The organism is Bacillus aquiflavi (assembly GCF_019915265.1).
GTDB classification, from domain to species: Bacteria; Bacillota; Bacilli; order Bacillales; family Cytobacillaceae; genus Bacillus_BT; species Bacillus_BT aquiflavi.
In genome coordinates this window covers 2,586,134-2,605,836 of sequence record NZ_CP082780.1, presented here as the reverse complement: position 1 = coordinate 2,605,836, position 19,703 = coordinate 2,586,134, and the positions used below count along the sequence as shown (strand labels likewise).

Sequence of the window (19,703 nt, the reverse complement as noted above, 5' to 3'; positions counted from 1 at the left end):
ATGTATTCGTTATATAAAACTTGGAGGTGTCTAACTATTAGCAAGGACATGATGGTAAACGATGGTATTCGTGCAAGGGAAGTTCGTCTCATTGATCAAAATGGCGGGCAGCTTGGAATTAAATCCAAACATGAAGCTCTGGAAATTGCTGCACGAGCTAATCTTGATGTAGTGCTTGTTGCTCCAAACGCAAAACCGCCTGTAGCTCGGATTATGGATTACGGAAAATTTAAATTTGAGCAACAAAAGAAGGACAAAGAAGCACGTAAGAAACAAAAGGTTATTAACATAAAGGAAGTTCGCCTCAGTCCAACAATCGAAGAGCATGATTTTAAAACGAAGCTTCGCAATGCTCGTAAATTTATAGAAAAAGGCGATAAAGTAAAAGCATCTATTCGTTTTAAAGGTCGTGCAATTACTCATAAAGAAATTGGTCAACGTGTATTAGACCGTTTTGCAGGGGAATGTGCTGATGTGGCGATGATAGAATCTTCTCCTAAAATGGATGGTCGCAGCATGTTTTTAGTTTTAGCACCTAAAAACGAAAAGTAATAAGGAGGAATACGAAAATGCCAAAAATGAAAACTCACCGTGGCGCTGCAAAGCGTTTCAAAAAAACTGGAACTGGTAAATTAAAGCGTGCTCATGCTTATACAAGCCATATGTTCGCAAATAAAACTCAAAAGCAAAAACGTAAGCTTCGTAAAGGAACACTCGTATCAAAAGGCGATTTCAAACGTATTCGTCATTTATTGGACAACATTAAATAATCTTGAACGATTTGATTTTTAAATAGGAGGGAATTAACATGCCACGTGTAAAAGGCGGTACAGTTACTCGCAGACGTCGTAAAAAAGTTCTTAAATTAGCAAAAGGTTATTACGGATCAAAGCATGCATTATATAAAGTCGCAAATCAACAAGTAATGAAATCTTATATGTATGCTTATCGTGACCGTCGTCAGAAAAAACGCGATTTCCGTAAGCTATGGATTACTCGTATCAATGCAGCAGCACGTATGAATGGTCTTTCTTACAGCCGTTTAATGCATGGTTTAAAGCTTGCTGGGATTGAAGTAAACCGTAAAATGCTTGCCGATCTTGCAGTAAGTGATGAGAAAGCATTTGCTAATTTAGCAAACGCTGCAAAAAGTCAATTAAATAAGTAATGAAAATATTTAGCCATTCTTTTAAGGTAAGGATGGCTTTTCTTATTGATCAGGAATATAAAATCACAATTTTGAATCATGCTCGTAAACGTTCAGATAAATTCAGGGTAGGAGTTCAGATGAATGGGCTATAAAACAGTGGTGTGATTAAGGTGTATTTTAAAGGATCTGATACTTAATTGTTGCAAAACTTTTATCATCTTAACACTTAAGCTTTTACTCTTGTCCTTCAGATAACTTTCATTATCTCTAAATGCTCTCAAAAAACAATGAGATCTCTTATGGGGGGAATCCTCATATGAAATTAATATACAATGTGATAGATTAAATAAATAATAGATAATGAACGTCAAATAAATATTAAAATGCCTCCATATGAAATATCATCTATAATATTTTATGCCTTCGAAAAATTGGTTATAACTCCACTTCTTTCATACAAAAAAGGTTAAAAATCCCTTGAAAGTAATAAAATTTACACTTACTATTAATATACATATATAAAAAATAATTCTATAGATAAATTTTCTATCAAAAGTGGGTGAAATTGAACGTGCTGTTGAAGGAATTATCCAACTAGAAGATTCACTTAAAGGAAAAGGCGGCGAAGCGATTACGTGCTTTTTTTAATACGTACATAAGCCTCTCCTCTTATATCTTCAAGCATTCATTACTGATTATGATACAATTTTAGCAGAAATTAAATATTTGCTTCAAGCGTTTGAGCCAGCAGAAGATGGCTTTATTCACGAAAGTTTTTTAGAAAATGATGTCGCAAATGGATTAGATCGTCTTGAGAGACGAGTTACATCAATAACGAGTGAAATCAACAATGCAATACATAATGTACAAGATATCGTCAGCTTGCCACCTATCCAAGCTGATGAAACAATCTCCCATATCAATCAAGCACGACAACATAATCAACTGACGATCGAAAACCTCCATTCCTTTGATGAGCAAGCAAGTCGTTTACTTGATCGGATCTTAGATGATTTACTAATGATGGCCAGCTTTATGAAAGAAATAGAAGCGATGACTCAAAGTGGTCAATTACCAATTTCTCATTACAGTGTATCAAAAATGATGACAAGCGAGGCTTATCGCAAGCTTTTAGGTAGCTTAGTGCAAAAGGTCGGACTTGAGCCAATCAATACGGTCAAAAGAGATGCATATGGAAATGACAACAGTATCAAATATCACGTATATGCAGACGGCTTGATTGTAATGGAAGCCGATAGATCTGGCAAAAATCATTATGAAGTTGTTCCAGCAATACCCGAAGAAATAAGGGATGGTGCCATTACTTCACCCGTTGATCGTGCATTTGAAGGTGTCATCGATGGAGCGGGAAAAGCTCTTGGTGACACGATAGACGGTCTCGTATCTCTATACAAGTTTGCCGAGAAAAATTTACAACCTGGTCATATCAATTATATTGAAAAAGCCATCTTTTCCTATCAACTCATCCATGACCCAAAGAAAAAGCTAGGGGAAATGAAGGATAAAGCAATCAATTTCCCAAAATATATGTGGGAAGGGATGAAAAACGCCTGGAATCAAGACGTCATCAACGGTGATGCCCACAGCCGCGCTGAATTCTTCTCCTATGGTTTAACAACAATTGGGATTGGCGTAATCGGAGATAAAGGATTAAGTAGAGCAGGTCAGCTTGGAAATGCGGCAAAACTCGGTAATGTTGAAAAGATCGGAAATGTTGTAAATAAGATCCCCCCACCGATACCGATTAATAAAGGATTAACTCCCGCTTTTGCAACAGGCAAAGTTGACAATATTCCATACAACGTCATGGATAACTTGTACAATCGAATCCATCAGGCGAGTAAGGAAGCGTTTGGAGACAGTCGTGGTGGGAAAGCGTCGGTGAGTGTTGGGGGGACTGGTAAAGGAGCCAGTGGTCTCATTAATAAACTTGAAACTGGTGCTAGACAAATTGATCCTTATGAAGAATTTTTGAGGTTTGAAAAAGCTGAGGAACGATATGGGAAAATTAGGGCTAACAATAATGATATAGAGAAAATTGCTGCTAATATCGGTTTACCTAAGTGGAAGATTGCTAGAATTAAAGACCATCTTTTTTATAAAAGTCATAAAAAAGATAATGGAGTAGGTAGATTTGATGCTGATCCTGATATGGCTGACGCATGGGAGAGATTAATTGAGGGGAAGAATATAAAAAGTAATGATATAGATTTATTAAATCATGAATTTTTTGAGTCTCGTTTTGAAGGAATATTTAAAACTAATTATAGAACAGCTCACGATAAAACTATTGAATCTGGTCGAGTATGGTTTCCACCGAAAGGAGAAGAATAATGGCTATATATGTAATGATGAAAAAAATTTTGGAAGATGACAATAAAGTGACTTACTATTTTGGACCTAATGAGTCAACTTTGGGTATACTTGAGTATGATAAAAATACAAAAAAAATCACTATTCATGAGCAAGTAAATGATGGAATTATCCCGAATGAAGCTTATGAGAAATGGGTTGCTCAAAGAATTGGTCAAATAATCTTTAAAGAAGGTGGATTTTTTCCAGAAAAAACGACAATAGAAAGATAGCAAATCACTAAAAAATAATATTTTGACAAATGCTTATATCTTCTTAAAGAAATAAATCTAGTTACTCATTCACATAATAAAAATGTTAAAGGGGCTGGGACAAAACTAGCTTCAAATAGTGGGAAAGGTGAATTTAAGCGTACTCAAATTCACCTTTCTCTATTTTTACGTATATATTCTTGTTGGCAGTGAATTTTCTTAAATTCACTGCCATTCATGCGAGACCCATTTTGTTTTCTACCTTCGATTTTCCTCGTATAGAAAATCGAGCGAAACGCAAATTGGTCTTCAATAATCCCAAAAACCGGATCCACGTCGATTTTGCATTTCCGATAGCTGGCACTCGTTTTCTCTTCTGAAAGCTTCACTCTTACATATTATTTTTGCTGTTCCCATTTTTTATTCACTATTAATTTGCGGTTTTTACCATCTTTTGCTTTTGTACATGATGTACGGAATGGGCATCCAGAACAGTCCTAGCACTCGTAGATTTTAAAAGAGATAATCAACTTTTAAAGGAGAATCTAAATACAATATTTATATAGAATATTCTAAAATGCATGTTAAATTGGAGTTTAAAACATTTTTTAAAAAAATATAAAATTCCCCAATTACGCATGGGCTGTTAATAGATTTCATAGACGTTTAATAATAAAACGTACCATGCGTTTAATGTTCTGTTGAAGAATAAGAATCAACCAAAGGTTTTGTGAAGACCAAAAAGCTTAGGTGTATCCAGTTTTCTCGGGTACTTGTTAAAATACATGCAGAATAAAACAGTAGATAGTTACTTTTAGGAATGTAGTGGGCTATAGATTGCTTTTATTATTAGAGGCGGGTAGATTTTCGAGATTGTTTCAGATCTTAATGTATTAGAGGTTTTAGAGAATGTAATCGAGGAAATAACAAAACCATATATAGATTTTCATCTCGCTAGTTGATCGTGCATTTGAAGGTGTCATCGATGGAGCGGGAAAAGCGCTTAGTGACACGATAGACGGTCTCGTTTCTTTATACAAATTTGCCGAGGAAAATTTACAACCGGGTCATATCAATTATATTGAAAAAGCCATCTTCGCTTATCAACTCATCCATGACCCAAAGAAAAAGCTAGGGGAAATGAAGGATAAAGCAATCAATTTCCCAAAATATATGTGGGAAGGGATGAAAAACGCCTGGAATCGAGATGTCATCAACGGTGATGCCCATAGCCGTGCTGAATTCTTCTTCTATGGTTTAACAACAATCGGAATTGGCGTAATCGGAGATAAAGGATTAAGTAGAGCAGGTCAGCTTGGAAATGCAGCAAAACTCGGTAATGTTGAAAAGATCGGAAATGTTGTAAATAAGATCCCGCCACCGATACCGATTAATAAAGGATTAACTCCCGCTTTTGCAACAGGCAAAGTTGACAATATTCCATACAACGTCATGGATAACTTGTACAATCGAATCCATCAGGCGAGTAAGGAAGCGTTTGGAGAAAATCGTGGTGGGAAAGTGTCGGAGGATGTGGATGTAATTGGTAAGGGAACGGGTAAAGATCTTCTAGCTTCCAAATGGGAGATTTATAGATTCAAATTTAGAATCTAATTATGTAAAATATCTTTCCCGTAAAGCAAAAGAAGGAAAAATTCCGAGTGATAGCTAGAATGGAAAGAAGCAAGAGATTATTGGTTAAACGATTCTCCTATGGCAAGGGGAAACAAGTTTAATAAGACTGTTAGAAAGAGACGTATATATAATTATCATGAGATTCATTTAGAAAATGGGAAAAGATTAGATTCATATGATCATCCTATTGCTAAAGAAATAATTTCAAGGAAAGCAACGGATTTAGATATGATTGATGAAAAAACTTATAGGGCATACCTAAAAGAAATGAATCAGAAATATTCTGCCGGCACGAAAATACATTCAAATCGCTATCCAGAGTTAAATGGTAAGCTATTAGAAAGAAAACTAATATTGGAAATACCAGCGATAAATAAAAATATAACTGATATCGAAAGATACAAACAAATAGCAAAAGAATATGAAGTAGAATTAAGGTTTATGGAGGAATAGAGAATGAGTTTTGAAATGAAACCCGAAATTAAAGCTACCTTGAAAAAAATCGAATTTATAGACAGGTATAAGGAAATGTCTAATCGTTTTAACGGTAATCCCGATGACAGTTTTGAAAACTATGAAATAGAGAAGGTTATTGAAATAATTAATACTTTAGGTTATGATGCATCTTTTGATAAGAAAGAAAATTTTATCAAAGTAGGGGTTGTAGATAATTCACCGAATTATATGATATGGTTTAATATAATTTTAGAATATGGAATGACAGAGTTTATTTGGGTTGTTTATCATAATAATGAGGTAAGATTAGGGAGTCCTTGGAGTGTTTACTCAAGGTTATTAATTGATCCAAGTGAAAGAATACTAGAACCGGTTTTTCGAAATTATATAGAATTAGAAGAGATATTAAAAGAAGCATTTTTAATGTATGAAGATTTTAAATGTGAGTTAATCAATTTGTATAATGAACAATAATATTACTGTACAATTAGATTAAAAAAATACCTTGATAGGCTAAAGTCCTCTTGAGGTATTTTTGTTTTAGGTAATAGCCAATATTTATCGCCCTCTAAATACAACGTATGCACTTTCACAAGATTGTAAATTAAAAACTAGGTATTTATTTTCTCTTCATTCAAGTAAAGAAAAGATCTAACTCTGCATTTGAATGAAGAGGTCGCCAGGCGAAGGCGCGATAGAGAAAAAACTTAAAATAAAGTAACCTTAGTTTGGTGTTGCATTTCTCTGCTAGGGGTTTGTTCAGTGCTACTTTTGAAGTGTTTATGAAATTTCAAGTTTGTGTTCTCGGACGTAATTTTTCACAGAAAAAAGCAATATATCATTATGATTATTGTTAAATAATATAGCCTTGACTAGTCAGCGCAAACTAACGGCAAGTACAAAAAGTATTAGCAAGTTTATAGTGAAAAATATTAAAAGGTTTTTTTGTACTATAAAATGCTGTTGAAGGTTATTGAAACGTATTAATAAAGAATATTGATCCCGTTTTCTTGTTGATCGAGAGTTGATCTAAAGAGATATTTTTTGCTGTTTTTGTCATAACGTTTTGTCCCTTTTTATAAGCTTTAATATCGTGTGAAGCAGTATTTAAGAGGGTGAAATGATGAATGAAAAGCTGTTAATTGCTTTTTATTATGTTGAAGCTGGGGGATTTTTGGCACCAATTGCTTTTATTTTGTTTCATCTTTTAAGACAATTTTTATTTATTCCCGTTGCTATTGTAATCATCTCTGGCGGAGTGCTGTTTGGAACATTATGTGGGACGATATACTCGCTCATTGGATTAATGCTAGTGAACTTATTGTTTTATTTTATGATAAAAAAAATGCCAAATATTCATAAGAAGCTTTTAAAAATTAAAAAAAGATGGTTCGGAGAGTATCGAAATTTAACTGTTTCACAAATTACGATATTAAGACTTATCCCTTTTATTCATTATCATTTATTAAATTTTTGTTTGATTGAACGTAACGGCAGTTTGAAAGAATATATGAAAGGTGCATTGATTTCAAACGTCCCGCTTATCCTCTTTTACACCGTGTTTGGTGAATTTATTAGCAGATTTACCCCGACAATGATTTTAATTATATTGTTTGCTCTCGTTGTCCTCGTCTATGCGTTAAGGGAGAAAGTAACAGTTATTAAATGGCAAGACTTTTTTAAAGCAACTGTTTAAAGTACGTGTTTGCTTGTTTCTTGGCTTATTCCTTGTGAGATTCGGTCTCACACGAATAAGCCAAGAACAATAATACTAAAATCGATCTTTAGGGAATCTGCTTTTTTCCATGAATTCCTTAACCGGGCTTTTCCAATCAATTTTTGCATTATGATAATGTTCATGAATTTTGTTTTCGATAAATTGGAAGTCTTCTTTCACCATTCCTTTTAACTCTGCTGTATTCCGCGGCCATATAAAGATTGAAACAACTTCAAATGCATGGTCTGTAGTTCCTAAATACTTTTCTCCTTCAAATAGCGCTCCTTTATATGTGAGGAAGAAATTTTTTTGGACGTTTTCTTGATAATCTAAAAAATAATATCTTTTTTGCTCATGGGCAAGTTCTAATTTTCTTTTTGGATTCAAAATATATTTTATGATACTGTAAATGAGGAAGATGATGAGTGCAAATATTGTTAAGCGCAACAGCCACATCATAAATATGCCCTCCATATTTCAAGTTTATTATCAACTATACGAATGGGATTCAAAAAGGTTTCACTTTTTTGAAATTTCTTTGTTACATTTTTTAAAACTATTTTCAAGAATTTAAGGATGATACACTTTATGTATTAATTATTTACTACAATAGGGGGATAAATGTGGATTTTAACGAGCTTTTTAAAATGCAGCAAAGCTTAGATAAGCATATTGAAACGCAACATAATCTAACAAAGGAGGATCTGTTCGATCGAAAAGTCCTTGCGTTACTTGTTGAGTTAGGCGAACTCGCAAATGAAACGAGATGCTTTAAATTTTGGAGCCTAAAAGCACCGTCGGCGAATAATGTTATTCTTGAGGAATTTGTTGACGGAATACATTTCATGTTATCTTTAGGTCTAGAACTCGGATTTGAAACCCAAAATAATATAAAAGTAGACGGTCAAGTAAATCAATCTTTAAGTGAACTATTTTTAAATGTGTACGAGGCAGTAGGAGAATTTAAAAGAACCCGACACTTAACAGCATATGAGAATATGTTTAATCAATACATATTGCTTGGAAAAAAACTTGGTTTCAATAGTAATGACATAAAAAAAGCATATATTGAAAAAAATGAAGTTAATTTTGAAAGACAGCAACAAGGATATTAATGAAGTCTTTTATGGAAAATGATGTCAGAATGTTGATCACGTTCGCATTTTTCGTAGTAAACACAAGAACGCTTGTCATACTCGAAGCCTTGAATGACAAGCGTTAATTAGTTTAAAGCGAATGGATTGTCATCTTAACTTTATCTACATCTAAATTTTTTTGTAAAAAATAATGTTCTTTTATATAATAAGTAAGTAATTAATTATTAGGGAGGCGAAATAAATGACGAAGTTAGATGAAACATTGACAATGTTAAAGGATTTAACTGATGCCAAGGGAATTCCAGGAAATGAACGCGAAGTTCGTGAAGTCATGAAAAAATACATAACTCCTTTTGCTGATGAAATCACTACAGATGGATTAGGCGGTTTAATTGCAAAAAAGGTTGGAAAAGATGGCGGTCCAAAAGTCATGGTTGCTGGCCATTTAGATGAAGTTGGTTTCATGATTACTCAAATTGATGAGAAAGGATTTTTGCGTTTCCAAACGGTTGGAGGCTGGTGGTCACAAGTTATGCTTGCCCAACGTGTGACAATTGTAACGGCCAAAGGAGAGATTACTGGAATCATTGGTTCTAAACCACCGCATATTTTATCTCCTGAAGCTCGAAAAAAACCAGTAGACATTAAAGAAATGTTTATCGATATTGGTGCTTCAAGTCGTGAAGAAGCACAAGAATGGGGAGTAAGACCTGGTGATATGGCAGTGCCTTATTTTGAGTTTACTGTCATGAATAACGATAAAATGCTTTTAGCAAAAGCATGGGATAATCGGATTGGCTGTGCAATTGCCATCGATGTATTGAAACAATTAAAAGGTGCGGAACATCCGAATGTTGTATATGGAGTTGGTACAGTTCAGGAGGAAGTAGGGCTGCGCGGAGCTCGGACGGCTGCACAAACAATTGAGCCTGATATCGGATTTGCAGTTGATGTCGGAATTGCTGGTGATACCCCAGGGATATCTGAAAAAGATGCGCTTGGAAAAATGGGAAAAGGTCCACAAATCATTCTTTATGATGCTTCAATGGTTTCTCATAAAGGATTGCGTGATTTTGTTACTGGGGTTGCAGATGAGCTTAACATCCCATATCAATTTGACGCTATTTCCGGTGGGGGAACAGACGCAGGGTCAATCCATTTATCTGTAAAAGGTGTTCCATCACTAGCGATAACAATTGCTACTCGTTACATTCATTCCCCTGCGGCAATGCTTCATCGGGATGATTTTGAAAATACAGTAAAACTGATTACAGAAGTTATTAAACGTTTAGATAAAGATACTGTTAATAGCATTACCTTCGATTAATGTAAAAAAGACTGACTCATCTCCTGTGCTAAAGGAGTTCTATTATTAGAGTCAGTCTTTGTTGTTTGTATTAAAATTGCCGAGCACTTTTTAATGTTTTAAACCATTCTGTAATGTCTCAAGCATTGCACTTTTTTCGTTATTATCAGCATTTTTCCAAATTACTTCAAAAAGTACACCAAGACCAGGCAGCATTTTTTTCTCTCCACTTTGAATCGCATCTACAATTGTATCTTCTAGCTCTGCTTGTGAATTTCCGGAAACATTTTGAATAATGGCCTTACGTAAGTTTAAGTTCATAGTTTGGACTCTCCTTTTACGATGAATAATATTTTTTTGCAAAAGATAGTAGAAGTGTTTGATAATATTTTGACGTCTTCTTTAATTATTATGTACAATGTTTTAAGCGATCATTAATTAATGTAAAAGGAGAATCAATGTTGAATTATATTCACTCGATAAAAAACCCGCGAGTTAAACAGTGGCGAAAGTTACTTGGAAAAAAAGAACGGGATAAAACAGGCACTTTTTTAATTGAGGGCTTTCACCTTGTCGAAGAAGCATTACATGAAGGAAGGATCATTGAAATTATCATTAATGAAAAAATCAAAATACGAGAAGAGTGGAATGTTCAATCGATTCCAGTTTTTATTGTAAGTGATGAAATTATAAGCTTATTAACTGAAACTGAAACTCCTCAAGGAATTTGTGCTGTTTGTAATCAAGATCATCATAACAATTCAATCGAAGATGGCAACACTTTTTTTTTGATCGATGCGGTTCAAGATCCGGGAAATTTAGGTACAATGATTCGAACAGCAGATGCTGCTGGAATTGATTGTGTTGTTGTAGGAGAAGGAAGTACAGATATTTATAATCCAAAGGTAGTTCGTTCAGCCCAAGGAAGTCATTTTCATTTACCAATTGTAAGAGGAAATTTAACCGAGTGGATAAAACAATTAAATCGTCAAAACATCCCAGTATACGGTACAGCACTTGAAAATGGGATGATATATTCTGACATTAAGCGTACTCATTCATTTGCATTAATTGTTGGGAATGAAGGAAACGGAGTAGACAAACAATTATTAACAAAAACAGATTCAAATTTATATATACCGATTTACGGAAAAAGTGAATCTCTTAATGTTGCGGTTGCGACAGGAATACTGCTATATTACTTAAAGGGCTATTAGTTGAATCCTGCTAATCGTGGAAAAACCAATTTGAAACAAAAGATAAAATGTAATATAATAAACATCAAATTGAAAAGATAAAAGCAATGACAGAGGAAAGTAGTTTGTTTCTTACCATGCAGGGAGAAAGTGCCATAGACTGAAAGCATTTTTATGGAAGCACAAATGAAGTTCACCTCTTGAGTTGGCATCGGGACCATTTTAAATGTAATGATGCGCCGGCTTAAAACCGTTATCAGAATGAAGTTAAGCTCTTTCTTGAGCTAAAAAGGGTGGTACCACGACGATATCCTCGTCCCTTTCTATAGGGGACGGGGTTTTTTATTTACAAAAAATCATCATTAAAGGAGGATATAATAATGCAACAACGATTAAAAGAGTTAGAAATGGAAGCACTTCAGAAAATTGAAGCTGCCGAAAACTTAAAACAATTAAATGAGATTAGAGTAGCCTATTTAGGTAAAAAAGGACCTATAACTGAAGTGTTAAGAGGAATGGGCAAGTTATCGGCCGAAGAACGTCCAAAAATTGGCGCACTGGCAAATGAAGTCCGTGGAGTCATTGCAACGAAAATCGAAGAAACGCAAAAAAAACTTGAAGAAGCTGTAGTGCAACAAAAGCTCGCATCTGAAAAAATTGATGTTACATTACCAGGAAGACCAGTTGAAGTTGGCAACCATCATCCATTAACTCGGATCATAGAAGAAGTTGAAGATTTATTTATTGGCATGGGTTATGAAGTAGCTGAAGGACCTGAAGTTGAAAAAGATTTCTACAATTTTGAGGCGTTAAACTTTCCGAAAGGACACCCTGCTCGGGATATGCAGGATTCGTTTTATATTACCGAGGACATTTTACTACGAACACATACTTCTCCAGTTCAGGCAAGAACAATGGAGAAACGTGAAGGGAAAGGACCGGTTAAAATCATTTGTCCAGGAAAAGTATATCGCCGTGATAATGATGATGCGACACATTCACATCAATTTACACAAATTGAAGGACTTGTTATTGATAAAAATATTCGTATGAGTGACTTAAAAGGGACATTTGAAGTATTTGCAAAGAAAATGTTTGGTGCTGATCGTGAAATTCGTCTTCGCCCTAGCTTTTTTCCGTTTACCGAGCCATCTGTTGAAATGGATATTTCATGTTTCATGTGCGGCGGAAGCGGTTGTCATGTTTGTAAAAAAACTGGATGGATTGAAATACTCGGTGCAGGAATGACTCATCCAAATGTGTTAGAAATGGCTGGTTATGATTCAAAGAAGTATACAGGCTTTGCTTTTGGAATGGGGGTAGAGCGGATCGCAATGTTAAAGTATGGAATTGATGATATCCGCCACTTCTACACGAATGATGTCCGCTTTTTAAAACAATTTTTTGTTCATGAATAAAAATATTAAAGAGCAAGTAATAGAACATAAAAGAAATAGTAGGAGGGACTAATATGTACGTTTCATATAAATGGCTTCAAGATTATATAGATTTAACTGATATAACACCCGAAGAATTGGCGGAGAAAATTACGAAAAGCGGTATTGAAGTTGATGTAGTAAAAGCTCTTAATGAGGGAGTTAGCGGTCTTGTTGTCGGTCATGTACTACAATGTGAGCCACACCCGAATGCTGATAAATTAAACAAATGTCAAGTTCATATTGGGGAAGAAGAGCCGGTGCAAATTATTTGTGGAGCTCCGAATGTGGCGAAGGGACAAAAAGTGATTGTTGCGAAAGCGGGTGCCATTTTACCAGGTAATTTTAAAATAAAACGAACAAAGCTCCGCGGGGAAGAGTCTAATGGAATGATTTGTTCCTTGCAAGAGATCGGTGTGGAAGGGAAGTTAGTGCCAAAAGAGTTTGCTGATGGAATTTTCGTGTTTCCTGATGATGCCCAAGTTGGTGTCGATGCCATGTCCTTACTAAATCGTGATGATCATGTGCTTGAACTGGATTTAACACCGAACCGTTCAGACTGTTTAAGTATGCTTGGAGTTGCCTATGAAGTTGCTGCTATTTTAGGAAAAAATGTAAAAATTCCTGAGGTAAATAAACAAGAAAGCTCAGAAATAGCAGCAGATTATATTCGAGTGAATGTAGAGGCAAGCGAAGATAACCCGCTATATGTGGCGAAAGTTATTAAAAATGTAAAAATCGGTTCGTCACCGCTATGGATGCAAGCACGATTAGCTGCTGCTGGTATTCGTCCACATAATAATGTAGTCGATATTACAAATTATGTTTTATTAGAGTACGGACAGCCGCTTCATGCATTCGATTATGAGCGGTTAGGTTCTGAAGAAATTGTTGTTCGCCGTGGAAAAAATGGTGAGGTTATAAAAACGTTAGATGATGTAGAACGAACATTGACTAATGATCATCTTGTAATCACAAATGGAACTGAACCAGTAGCGATTGCAGGTGTAATGGGTGGAGCAAACTCGGAAGTTCAACAAGAGACGACGACAATTTTATTAGAGTCTGCATATTTTAAAGGTGTAACAGTTCGAAAGGCTTCAAGAGATCTTGGACTAAGAAGTGAAGCTAGTGCAAGGTTTGAAAAAGGGGTTGACCCGAATCGTGTCCGTCCTGCAATCGAGCGAGCTGCTCAATTAATCGCTCAATATGCAAATGGAGAAGTATTAGCTGGAACAGTTGAGGCAGATTGTCTAAAAATACAAAATGCTGTCATTACGATTACACTTGAAAAGATAAATCGCGTTCTCGGAACACAATTAACAGTTAATGAAGTTAAAAACATATTTGCAAAACTGCAATTTGAAGCTGTAGTTGAAAATGAGACATTTACTGTTACTGTGCCAACACGCCGCGGAGATATTACGATAGAAGAAGATCTTATTGAAGAAGTGGCACGTCTTTATGGCTATGATCTTCTACCAGTTACATTACCAATTGGCTCTTCTATTCCGGGTAAGCTGTCAATGTATCAAAAGAAACGTCGCGCTGTTCGTCGATACTTAGAAGGAGCAGGTCTTTATCAAGCAGTTACTTATTCATTAACTAGTAAGCAAATGGCGACACAGTATGCACTTGAATTACGACAGCCAATTCAATTATCAATGCCGATGAGTGAAGAACAAAGCTACCTACGATTAAGTATTGTTCCACAGCTTTTAGAAGTATTAAAATATAATTTAGCTCGGAATAATGATCGTGTAGCAGTATATGAGCTCGGTTCAGTCTTTTTAAGTAACGAAGATAACCAACTGCCGGAAGAACGAGAGCACCTAGCAGGAGCTGTAACAGGTTTATGGGAGTCGCACCCTTGGCAAGGAGAAAAGAAACTAGTTGACTTTTTTGTATTAAAAGGAATATTACAAGTGTTATTTGCAAAACTTGGTCTTGGAAACAAAATCGAATATAAGCAAAGCGAAATGGATGGCTTGCATCCTGGAAGAACAGCTTCAATTTATTTGTCGGGTAAAAATATTGGTTTTATCGGTCAAGTTCATCCAACAGTTCAGAAGGAAATGGATTTAAAGGACACGTACGTGTTTGAAATTGCTATTAAGGATGTACTTGAAGCCGAAGCAGCACCGTTACAATATGAATTAATTCCAAAATATCCGTCAATTACTAGAGATATTGCACTCGTCGTCAATTATGATAGAACCGCTGCTGAGCTTGTACAAGTCATTGAAAATGCAGGCGGCAAGCTGTTAAAGGATGTAAACGTCTTTGATTTATATGAAGGCGAGCATATGGAATCTGGAAAGAAATCAATCGCTCTTTCTTTAAAATACTTTGCACCTGAACGAACATTAACAGATGAAGAAGTAACAAAAGTTCATAACAAAGTACTAGAAGCACTACAAGAAAAAACCGGTGCTGTTTTTAGAAGTTAAACGGATACCTTTTGAAACCTCTGCGGAAGCCCGCAGAGGTTTTTCAATTAAAGTTTCGAATATTTATTATAGCTTATCTGGTAAATGGTATTTATACATTTCCAGCGCATCTGTTGAGTCTTTTAATATTTGTAATGTTTTTTCATTAGGTTTGACATAAACAAATGGATATGTTACTTCATCCATATCTTCATCTACAGAGAAAACTCCGCTTTCACTCCACGTTTATTTCCCCTTGCATCCAAACGAATCCACTTTTCAAGCGATTTAATATATACTGCATTAAAAGCATGTAAAGAATAACCTTTTTTAGGCGTATCAAAAATCATTAATCTTTGATAACAAAAGCTACAAGGAATTCCTACTCACCGAAACAACGCTGCAAGTAAATTTGATTTTGCATAGCAAATACCTGTTCCTTGCTCTAAGACTTCGGAAGCTGTTCTAGTAACGGTTGTTGCTTGAATATCCCAAGAGTGTGAAATTTCATCGCGTACAAATTCATAGATAATTTTTATTTTTTCAACATCACTTAAACCTTCATAAAATAATTCTTTTATTTTTTTCTGTATCGTTGGGTGATTAAAATTCACATTTTCAGTCTCAATTAAATAATCTGTTAACAGTTTTGATTCGAAAACTAGATTCAAAAAAACACGTCCTATCTATTTTTAATAAAAAAATGCCAATCGCTGCATATCGGAATATGACGAGCAAGTTTTTAAAGAAAAGTATTGAAAATGACGTTGTCATTACTTACTTGGTGACACTTGTACGAACAATCCAAAACTGAATGGAGCATTGGTTCATGCTTCAGATTGCTGATAAATGCTCGTATTGCTTTATCAACGATCTGAAGCAATATTAAGGCTATTTTTTAATTTTTAAAGGCCAATCATTTTCTAAAAAAGAAATTCATTTATTTTTTTCCGCTATTTGTAAAGCTTTATGTGTGTTTGCAAAATGCAGCTTTACGAATTGCGGGAGGATACTTTTTCCTTTTTCTTTCATTAATCTGGCTGCGGCAATATCGACAGTTGCACCTGCACCTTTCGGGATTGTAAAGCCAGCTTTGTCACTAAGCTTTTCGATATGTCTTATGAAAGCATAGCGAGCGATAATAGACGCCGAAGCAACAGCAAGATGGACGCTCTCAGCCTTTGTACTGAAATATACATTTTCAGTTTGAATGACCGGCTCATTTTTAATATGTCGAAAATATGTTTCCTTTTCAACAAATTGATCAATTAATATTGCTTCTGGTTTCTCTGGTTCAATTTTTTTAAGTACATTGCTGATTGCTTTGTTATGAAGTAAAGCTTTCATTTTTCCTTGTGTCATTCCCTTTGCTTGCAATTCATTATATTTTTCGTTATGTAAACTGAGAAGACTAAATGGGATACAGTGACGCAATTGTTCGCCGATTGAGATAATTTTTGTATCGTTTAAATGTTTTGAGTCTTTCACTCCTAGTTCTTTTAAAAGGGGGATTTGTTTTTTGTTTACATATGCAGCTACAACAGTTATTGGTCCGAAAAAGTCCCCGGTTCCGACTTCATCTGATCCGATGACGGATAAAGTACTAATTGATTTAGGCAAATGAGTGGATTGTCGTTTATTATAAGACGTTTTCTTCATTTCTGTTTGCAAGTGTTCCCACTTTTTTGCCTCAACCTCACAATTATTCCCTTGAAATAGCACTTTTCCAGATTGATAAGCAGTAATTGTACAAGAAGCAGGCTTTGCAACAAATAAACTGCTCGGAGATGCGCTATCTTTGATTACTGATTGATAGTAATGCTTTAATTCATTTATTTGCTGTGAATTCATTTTTAATACGATATTTTTCATTGTGATATAGCTCCTTTTAATGAAGAAAATTGTTATTTATTATGAAAACGTCTAGAATCGGAATGTATCGCTTCCCAATCGATTTTAATTCATGTTATGATATTGAATAGGATTCTTTCGAATGGGGGGTTGATGTGTTGTCAGAAGTTCAAAAAAATAGAACAACTGTTGATATATATGGACAGCAATATACGATCATCGGGACAGAGAGTAGGAGCCACATTCGTCTCGTAGCCTCGATGGTAGACGATAAAATGCGTGAAATCAGCTCCAAGAATCCTACGCTTGATCTAAATAAACTTGCCGTTTTAACAGCTGTAAATGCTGTTAATGACTATTTAAAGCTAAAGGATCGTCTCGAATGGCTTGAGCGTGAATTAAATAAATAAAGGACTGAAAAGTCATGCTTGATCTACTCATTATTGTGTTTCTTATTCTCGGATTTTTTATCGGTTTAAAACGAGGATTTATTCTTCAAGTTATTCATTTTGCAGGCTTTATCATTTCGATCATCGTTGCTTTTATTTATTTCGATGACCTTGCTCCAAAATTAAAAATGTGGGTTCCCTATCCACAATTCAGCGATAATTCAAGTATGAAATTGTTATTTGATCAAGCTAACATAGAAGATATGTATTATCGAGCAATTGCTTTTGTTTTAATCTTTTTTGCGGTAAAAATTTTATTGCAAATGATCGGTTCTATGCTAGATTTTGTTTCCAGTATACCAATATTAAGAAAACTAAATATTTGGGCAGGTGGAATATTAGGATTTATTGAAGTTTATTTTATCATTTTTATTATACTATATATATCTGCTTTACTCCCAGTAGAATCAATTCAAACGCCGTTGAACGATTCGATTATCATGAAGGGGATTGTAGAGCACACACCGTTTTTATCACAGCAACTAAGGGATCTTTGGATTGAATAAAACGACGGATTCACTATTAGGAGTTTTGATTGCAAATATAAGGTGCTCGAATGTTCGATTCTGAGCGCCTTTTTGTCTGTAATCTATTGTTTAGTCTATCGAATTTGGGCAAAGTCTGTACTTCCTCATTTATCTGTTGATTACTATATATAAGGTAGGTGTTTACCTTTGGATATAAATAAGAAGGATATTATCCAGTTATTAGATATCATTGCTATTTACATGGAATTAAAAGGAGAAAATTCTTTTAAAGTTTCAGCATACCGGAAAGCAGCTTTAGCTTTAGAGAGAGATATGAGAAGCTTAGCAGAAATAGCTGATTTTACAAGTATTCCGAATATCGGAAAAGGGACAGCAGGGGTTATTGAAGAGTTTATTAACAATGGTAGTTCAACAATTTTAAATGAACTTCGAGAGGAGGTACCGAAAGGACTGATTCCTTTACTGCAATTACCAGGCTTAGGCGGTAAAAAAATTGCTAAGCTGTATAAAGAACTTGGAATCAAAAATGTAGAGGATTTGAAAGAAGCATGTGTAAACAATCAAGTACAAACGTTACCCGGCTTTGGAAAAAAAACAGAGGAAAAATTATTAGCATCAATTAGAAATATCGGAAGTAGACCTGAACGTCTCTCAATTGCTTACATGCTTCCGATTGCTGAAGCGATTGAAGCTGAACTTAAACAAATTAAACAAGTTAATCAGTTTTCACGCGCCGGTAGCTTACGAAGAGTAAGGGAAACGATAAAAGATTTAGATTTTATTATTAGTACAAAAGATCCATCTATCGTTAAGGAGCAGCTTTTAAAGCTCCCAAATATTAAAGAAACAATTGCAACAGGTGATACAAAGGTCTCGATCATTTTTGAATATGAACTTGATGTGTCCGTCGATTTTCGTCTCGTAAAACCTTCAGAATTTATAAATGCATTACACCATTTTACAGGCTCAAAAGATCACAACGTTCGAATGAGACAGTTAGCAAAAGAACGTGGTGAAAAAATTAGCGAGTACGGGGTTGAAAATATTGAAACTGGAAAAATTCATACATTTGCATCTGAAAAAGATTTTTTTCATCACTTTGGACTACCATTTATACCTCCGGAAGTCCGTGAAGATGGAAACGAAATTGATCGGATGACTAAAGAAACAAACTTCATTACCTTAAATGATATAAAAGGAGATTTACATATGCACTCCACTTGGAGTGATGGTGCATATTCGATTGAAGAAATGGCTGAAGCATGCCGCCAAAGAGGTTATCAATATATGGCAATTACTGATCATTCTCAGTTTTTAAAGGTTGCTAACGGTTTAACACCTGATCGCATAAGAAAACAGCGAGAAGAGATAGACCGATTAAATAAAAAATATGATGATTTTATTATTTTAGCTGGTGTAGAAATGGATATTTTACCCGATGGAACGTTAGACTATTGTGATGAATTATTAAGTGAAATGGATTTTGTCATCGCATCAATTCATTCTTCTTTTTCCCAGCCACGCAGTAAAATAATGGAGCGATTAAAAACAGCGCTTACAAATAAACATGTTGATATGATTGCTCATCCTACAGGACGATTAATAGGTCGGCGGGAAGGATATGATGTTGATATTGATCTGCTGATTGAACTAGCAAAACAGACGAACACAGTATTAGAGTTAAATGCAAATCCCCATCGGTTAGACCTTTCCACTGAACATTTGAAAAAGGCGCATGAAGCGGGGGTTAAGCTTGTCATAAATACAGATGCCCATAAAATTGATACGCTCGCACATATGGAAGTGGGTGTAGCAGCAGCTCGAAAAGCTTGGGTGCCAAAAACAGCCGTTTTAAATGCGCTGGAAACGGAACAATTACTCAGCTTTTTGAAAGAAAAACGGGCGTAG

The 19,703-nt window shown here is 35.0% G+C and carries 19 protein-coding genes, 3 pseudogenes and 1 other annotated feature; of the genes and pseudogenes, 17 read left to right on the top strand and 5 right to left on the bottom strand.

The window, feature by feature from the left end; translation table 11 throughout:
• From infC to K6959_RS12600, 5 genes and pseudogenes are all read left to right on the top strand, one after another.
• Positions 1 to 552 (top strand): translation initiation factor IF-3, encoded by a 552-nt coding sequence (gene infC / locus K6959_RS12630; protein WP_163241812.1) that lies wholly within the window; start codon positions 1 to 3, stop codon positions 550 to 552.
• A gap of 17 nt (positions 553 to 569) precedes the next feature.
• Positions 570 to 770 carry a 50S ribosomal protein L35 gene (gene rpmI / locus K6959_RS12625; protein WP_163241756.1) on the top strand — a complete coding sequence of 67 codons (201 nt, stop codon included), beginning with the start codon at positions 570 to 572 and terminating at the stop codon, positions 768 to 770.
• A gap of 38 nt (positions 771 to 808) precedes the next feature.
• Positions 809 to 1,168: a 50S ribosomal protein L20 gene (gene rplT, locus K6959_RS12620; RefSeq protein WP_163241754.1), complete on the top strand. Its 360-nt coding sequence runs from the start codon at positions 809 to 811 to the stop codon at positions 1,166 to 1,168.
• Positions 1,169 to 1,705: 537 nt separating this feature from the next.
• Positions 1,706 to 3,505, top strand: a pseudogene (locus K6959_RS19235) (LXG domain-containing protein).
• On the top strand, positions 3,505 to 3,756 hold the full coding sequence (locus K6959_RS12600; RefSeq protein ID WP_163243595.1) for a hypothetical protein: 252 nt from the start codon (positions 3,505 to 3,507) through the stop codon (positions 3,754 to 3,756). Before K6959_RS19235 ends, K6959_RS12600 begins: the two are co-directional and overlap by 1 nt.
• Positions 3,757 to 3,970: 214 nt before the next feature.
• Here the strand turns inward: K6959_RS12600 and K6959_RS19230 are convergent.
• Positions 3,971 to 4,256, bottom strand: a pseudogene (locus tag K6959_RS19230) (transposase); the annotation flags it as partial.
• A 619-nt stretch (positions 4,257 to 4,875) separates the two neighbouring features.
• Here K6959_RS19230 and K6959_RS12595 point away from each other — a divergent pair.
• The 4 genes from K6959_RS12595 (at position 4,876) to K6959_RS12580 (ending at position 7,522) form a co-directional block, all read left to right on the top strand.
• Positions 4,876 to 5,349 (top strand): hypothetical protein, encoded by a 474-nt coding sequence (locus K6959_RS12595; protein WP_223086669.1) that lies wholly within the window; start codon positions 4,876 to 4,878, stop codon positions 5,347 to 5,349.
• A gap of 99 nt (positions 5,350 to 5,448) precedes the next feature.
• Positions 5,449 to 5,823, top strand: coding sequence for a hypothetical protein (locus K6959_RS12590; protein WP_163243052.1), 375 nt, complete (start codon positions 5,449 to 5,451; stop codon positions 5,821 to 5,823).
• 3 nt (positions 5,824 to 5,826) lie between these two features.
• Positions 5,827 to 6,300, top strand: coding sequence for a hypothetical protein (locus tag K6959_RS12585; RefSeq protein ID WP_163243051.1), 474 nt, complete (start codon positions 5,827 to 5,829; stop codon positions 6,298 to 6,300).
• 649 nt (positions 6,301 to 6,949) lie between these two features.
• Positions 6,950 to 7,522, top strand: coding sequence for a TVP38/TMEM64 family protein (locus tag K6959_RS12580; protein ID WP_163243050.1), 573 nt, complete (start codon positions 6,950 to 6,952; stop codon positions 7,520 to 7,522).
• Between the two features lie 75 nt (positions 7,523 to 7,597).
• On the opposite strand, the gene K6959_RS12575 is transcribed toward K6959_RS12580, so the two are convergent.
• Positions 7,598 to 8,002 carry a sigma-w pathway protein ysdB gene (locus K6959_RS12575; protein WP_223086667.1) on the bottom strand — a complete coding sequence of 135 codons (405 nt, stop codon included), beginning with the start codon at positions 8,000 to 8,002 and terminating at the stop codon, positions 7,598 to 7,600.
• Between the two features lie 164 nt (positions 8,003 to 8,166).
• Between K6959_RS12575 and K6959_RS12570 the strand changes: the two genes are divergently transcribed.
• Both K6959_RS12570 and K6959_RS12565 read left to right on the top strand, forming a co-directional pair.
• Positions 8,167 to 8,658 carry a dUTP diphosphatase gene (locus tag K6959_RS12570; RefSeq protein WP_163243048.1) on the top strand — a complete coding sequence of 164 codons (492 nt, stop codon included), beginning with the start codon at positions 8,167 to 8,169 and terminating at the stop codon, positions 8,656 to 8,658.
• 223 nt (positions 8,659 to 8,881) lie between these two features.
• Complete coding sequence (locus K6959_RS12565) at positions 8,882 to 9,967, top strand: M42 family metallopeptidase (protein ID WP_223086665.1); 1,086 nt, start codon at positions 8,882 to 8,884, stop codon at positions 9,965 to 9,967.
• Between the two features lie 90 nt (positions 9,968 to 10,057).
• Here K6959_RS12565 and sspI read toward each other — a convergent pair whose 3' ends face one another.
• Positions 10,058 to 10,267, bottom strand: a complete 210-nt coding sequence (gene sspI, locus K6959_RS12560) for a small acid-soluble spore protein SspI (protein WP_223086664.1) — start codon at positions 10,265 to 10,267, stop codon at positions 10,058 to 10,060.
• Between the two features lie 140 nt (positions 10,268 to 10,407).
• Here sspI and K6959_RS12555 point away from each other — a divergent pair, with 140 nt between their 5' ends.
• From K6959_RS12555 to pheT, 3 genes are all read left to right on the top strand, one after another.
• Positions 10,408 to 11,163 carry a TrmH family RNA methyltransferase gene (locus K6959_RS12555; RefSeq protein WP_223086662.1) on the top strand — a complete coding sequence of 252 codons (756 nt, stop codon included), beginning with the start codon at positions 10,408 to 10,410 and terminating at the stop codon, positions 11,161 to 11,163.
• A 77-nt stretch (positions 11,164 to 11,240) separates the two neighbouring features.
• Positions 11,241 to 11,466 (top strand) — a binding site (T-box leader).
• Positions 11,467 to 11,522: 56 nt separating this feature from the next.
• Positions 11,523 to 12,560: a phenylalanine--tRNA ligase subunit alpha gene (gene pheS / locus K6959_RS12550; protein WP_163243044.1), complete on the top strand. Its 1,038-nt coding sequence runs from the start codon at positions 11,523 to 11,525 to the stop codon at positions 12,558 to 12,560.
• Between the two features lie 53 nt (positions 12,561 to 12,613).
• Complete coding sequence (gene pheT, locus K6959_RS12545) at positions 12,614 to 15,028, top strand: phenylalanine--tRNA ligase subunit beta (RefSeq protein ID WP_223086660.1); 2,415 nt, start codon at positions 12,614 to 12,616, stop codon at positions 15,026 to 15,028.
• 66 nt (positions 15,029 to 15,094) lie between these two features.
• On the opposite strand, the pseudogene K6959_RS12540 reads toward pheT, so the two are convergent.
• Together K6959_RS12540 and rnhC are read right to left on the bottom strand one after the other, a co-directional pair.
• Positions 15,095 to 15,678 (bottom strand): annotated as a pseudogene (locus K6959_RS12540) (transglutaminase-like domain-containing protein).
• 265 nt (positions 15,679 to 15,943) lie between these two features.
• Positions 15,944 to 16,879, bottom strand: a complete 936-nt coding sequence (rnhC, locus tag K6959_RS12535; protein WP_163243042.1) for a ribonuclease HIII — start codon at positions 16,877 to 16,879, stop codon at positions 15,944 to 15,946.
• Between the two features lie 137 nt (positions 16,880 to 17,016).
• Here rnhC and zapA point away from each other — a divergent pair, with 137 nt between their 5' ends.
• From zapA to polX, 3 genes are all read left to right on the top strand, one after another.
• A complete protein-coding gene (zapA, locus tag K6959_RS12530; protein ID WP_163243041.1) occupies positions 17,017 to 17,268 on the top strand; it encodes a cell division protein ZapA in 252 nt (83 codons plus the stop codon).
• Positions 17,269 to 17,282: 14 nt separating this feature from the next.
• A complete protein-coding gene (locus K6959_RS12525; protein WP_223086658.1) occupies positions 17,283 to 17,813 on the top strand; it encodes a CvpA family protein in 531 nt (176 codons plus the stop codon).
• A gap of 168 nt (positions 17,814 to 17,981) precedes the next feature.
• Complete coding sequence (gene polX / locus K6959_RS12520) at positions 17,982 to 19,703, top strand: DNA polymerase/3'-5' exonuclease PolX (protein WP_163243039.1); 1,722 nt, start codon at positions 17,982 to 17,984, stop codon at positions 19,701 to 19,703.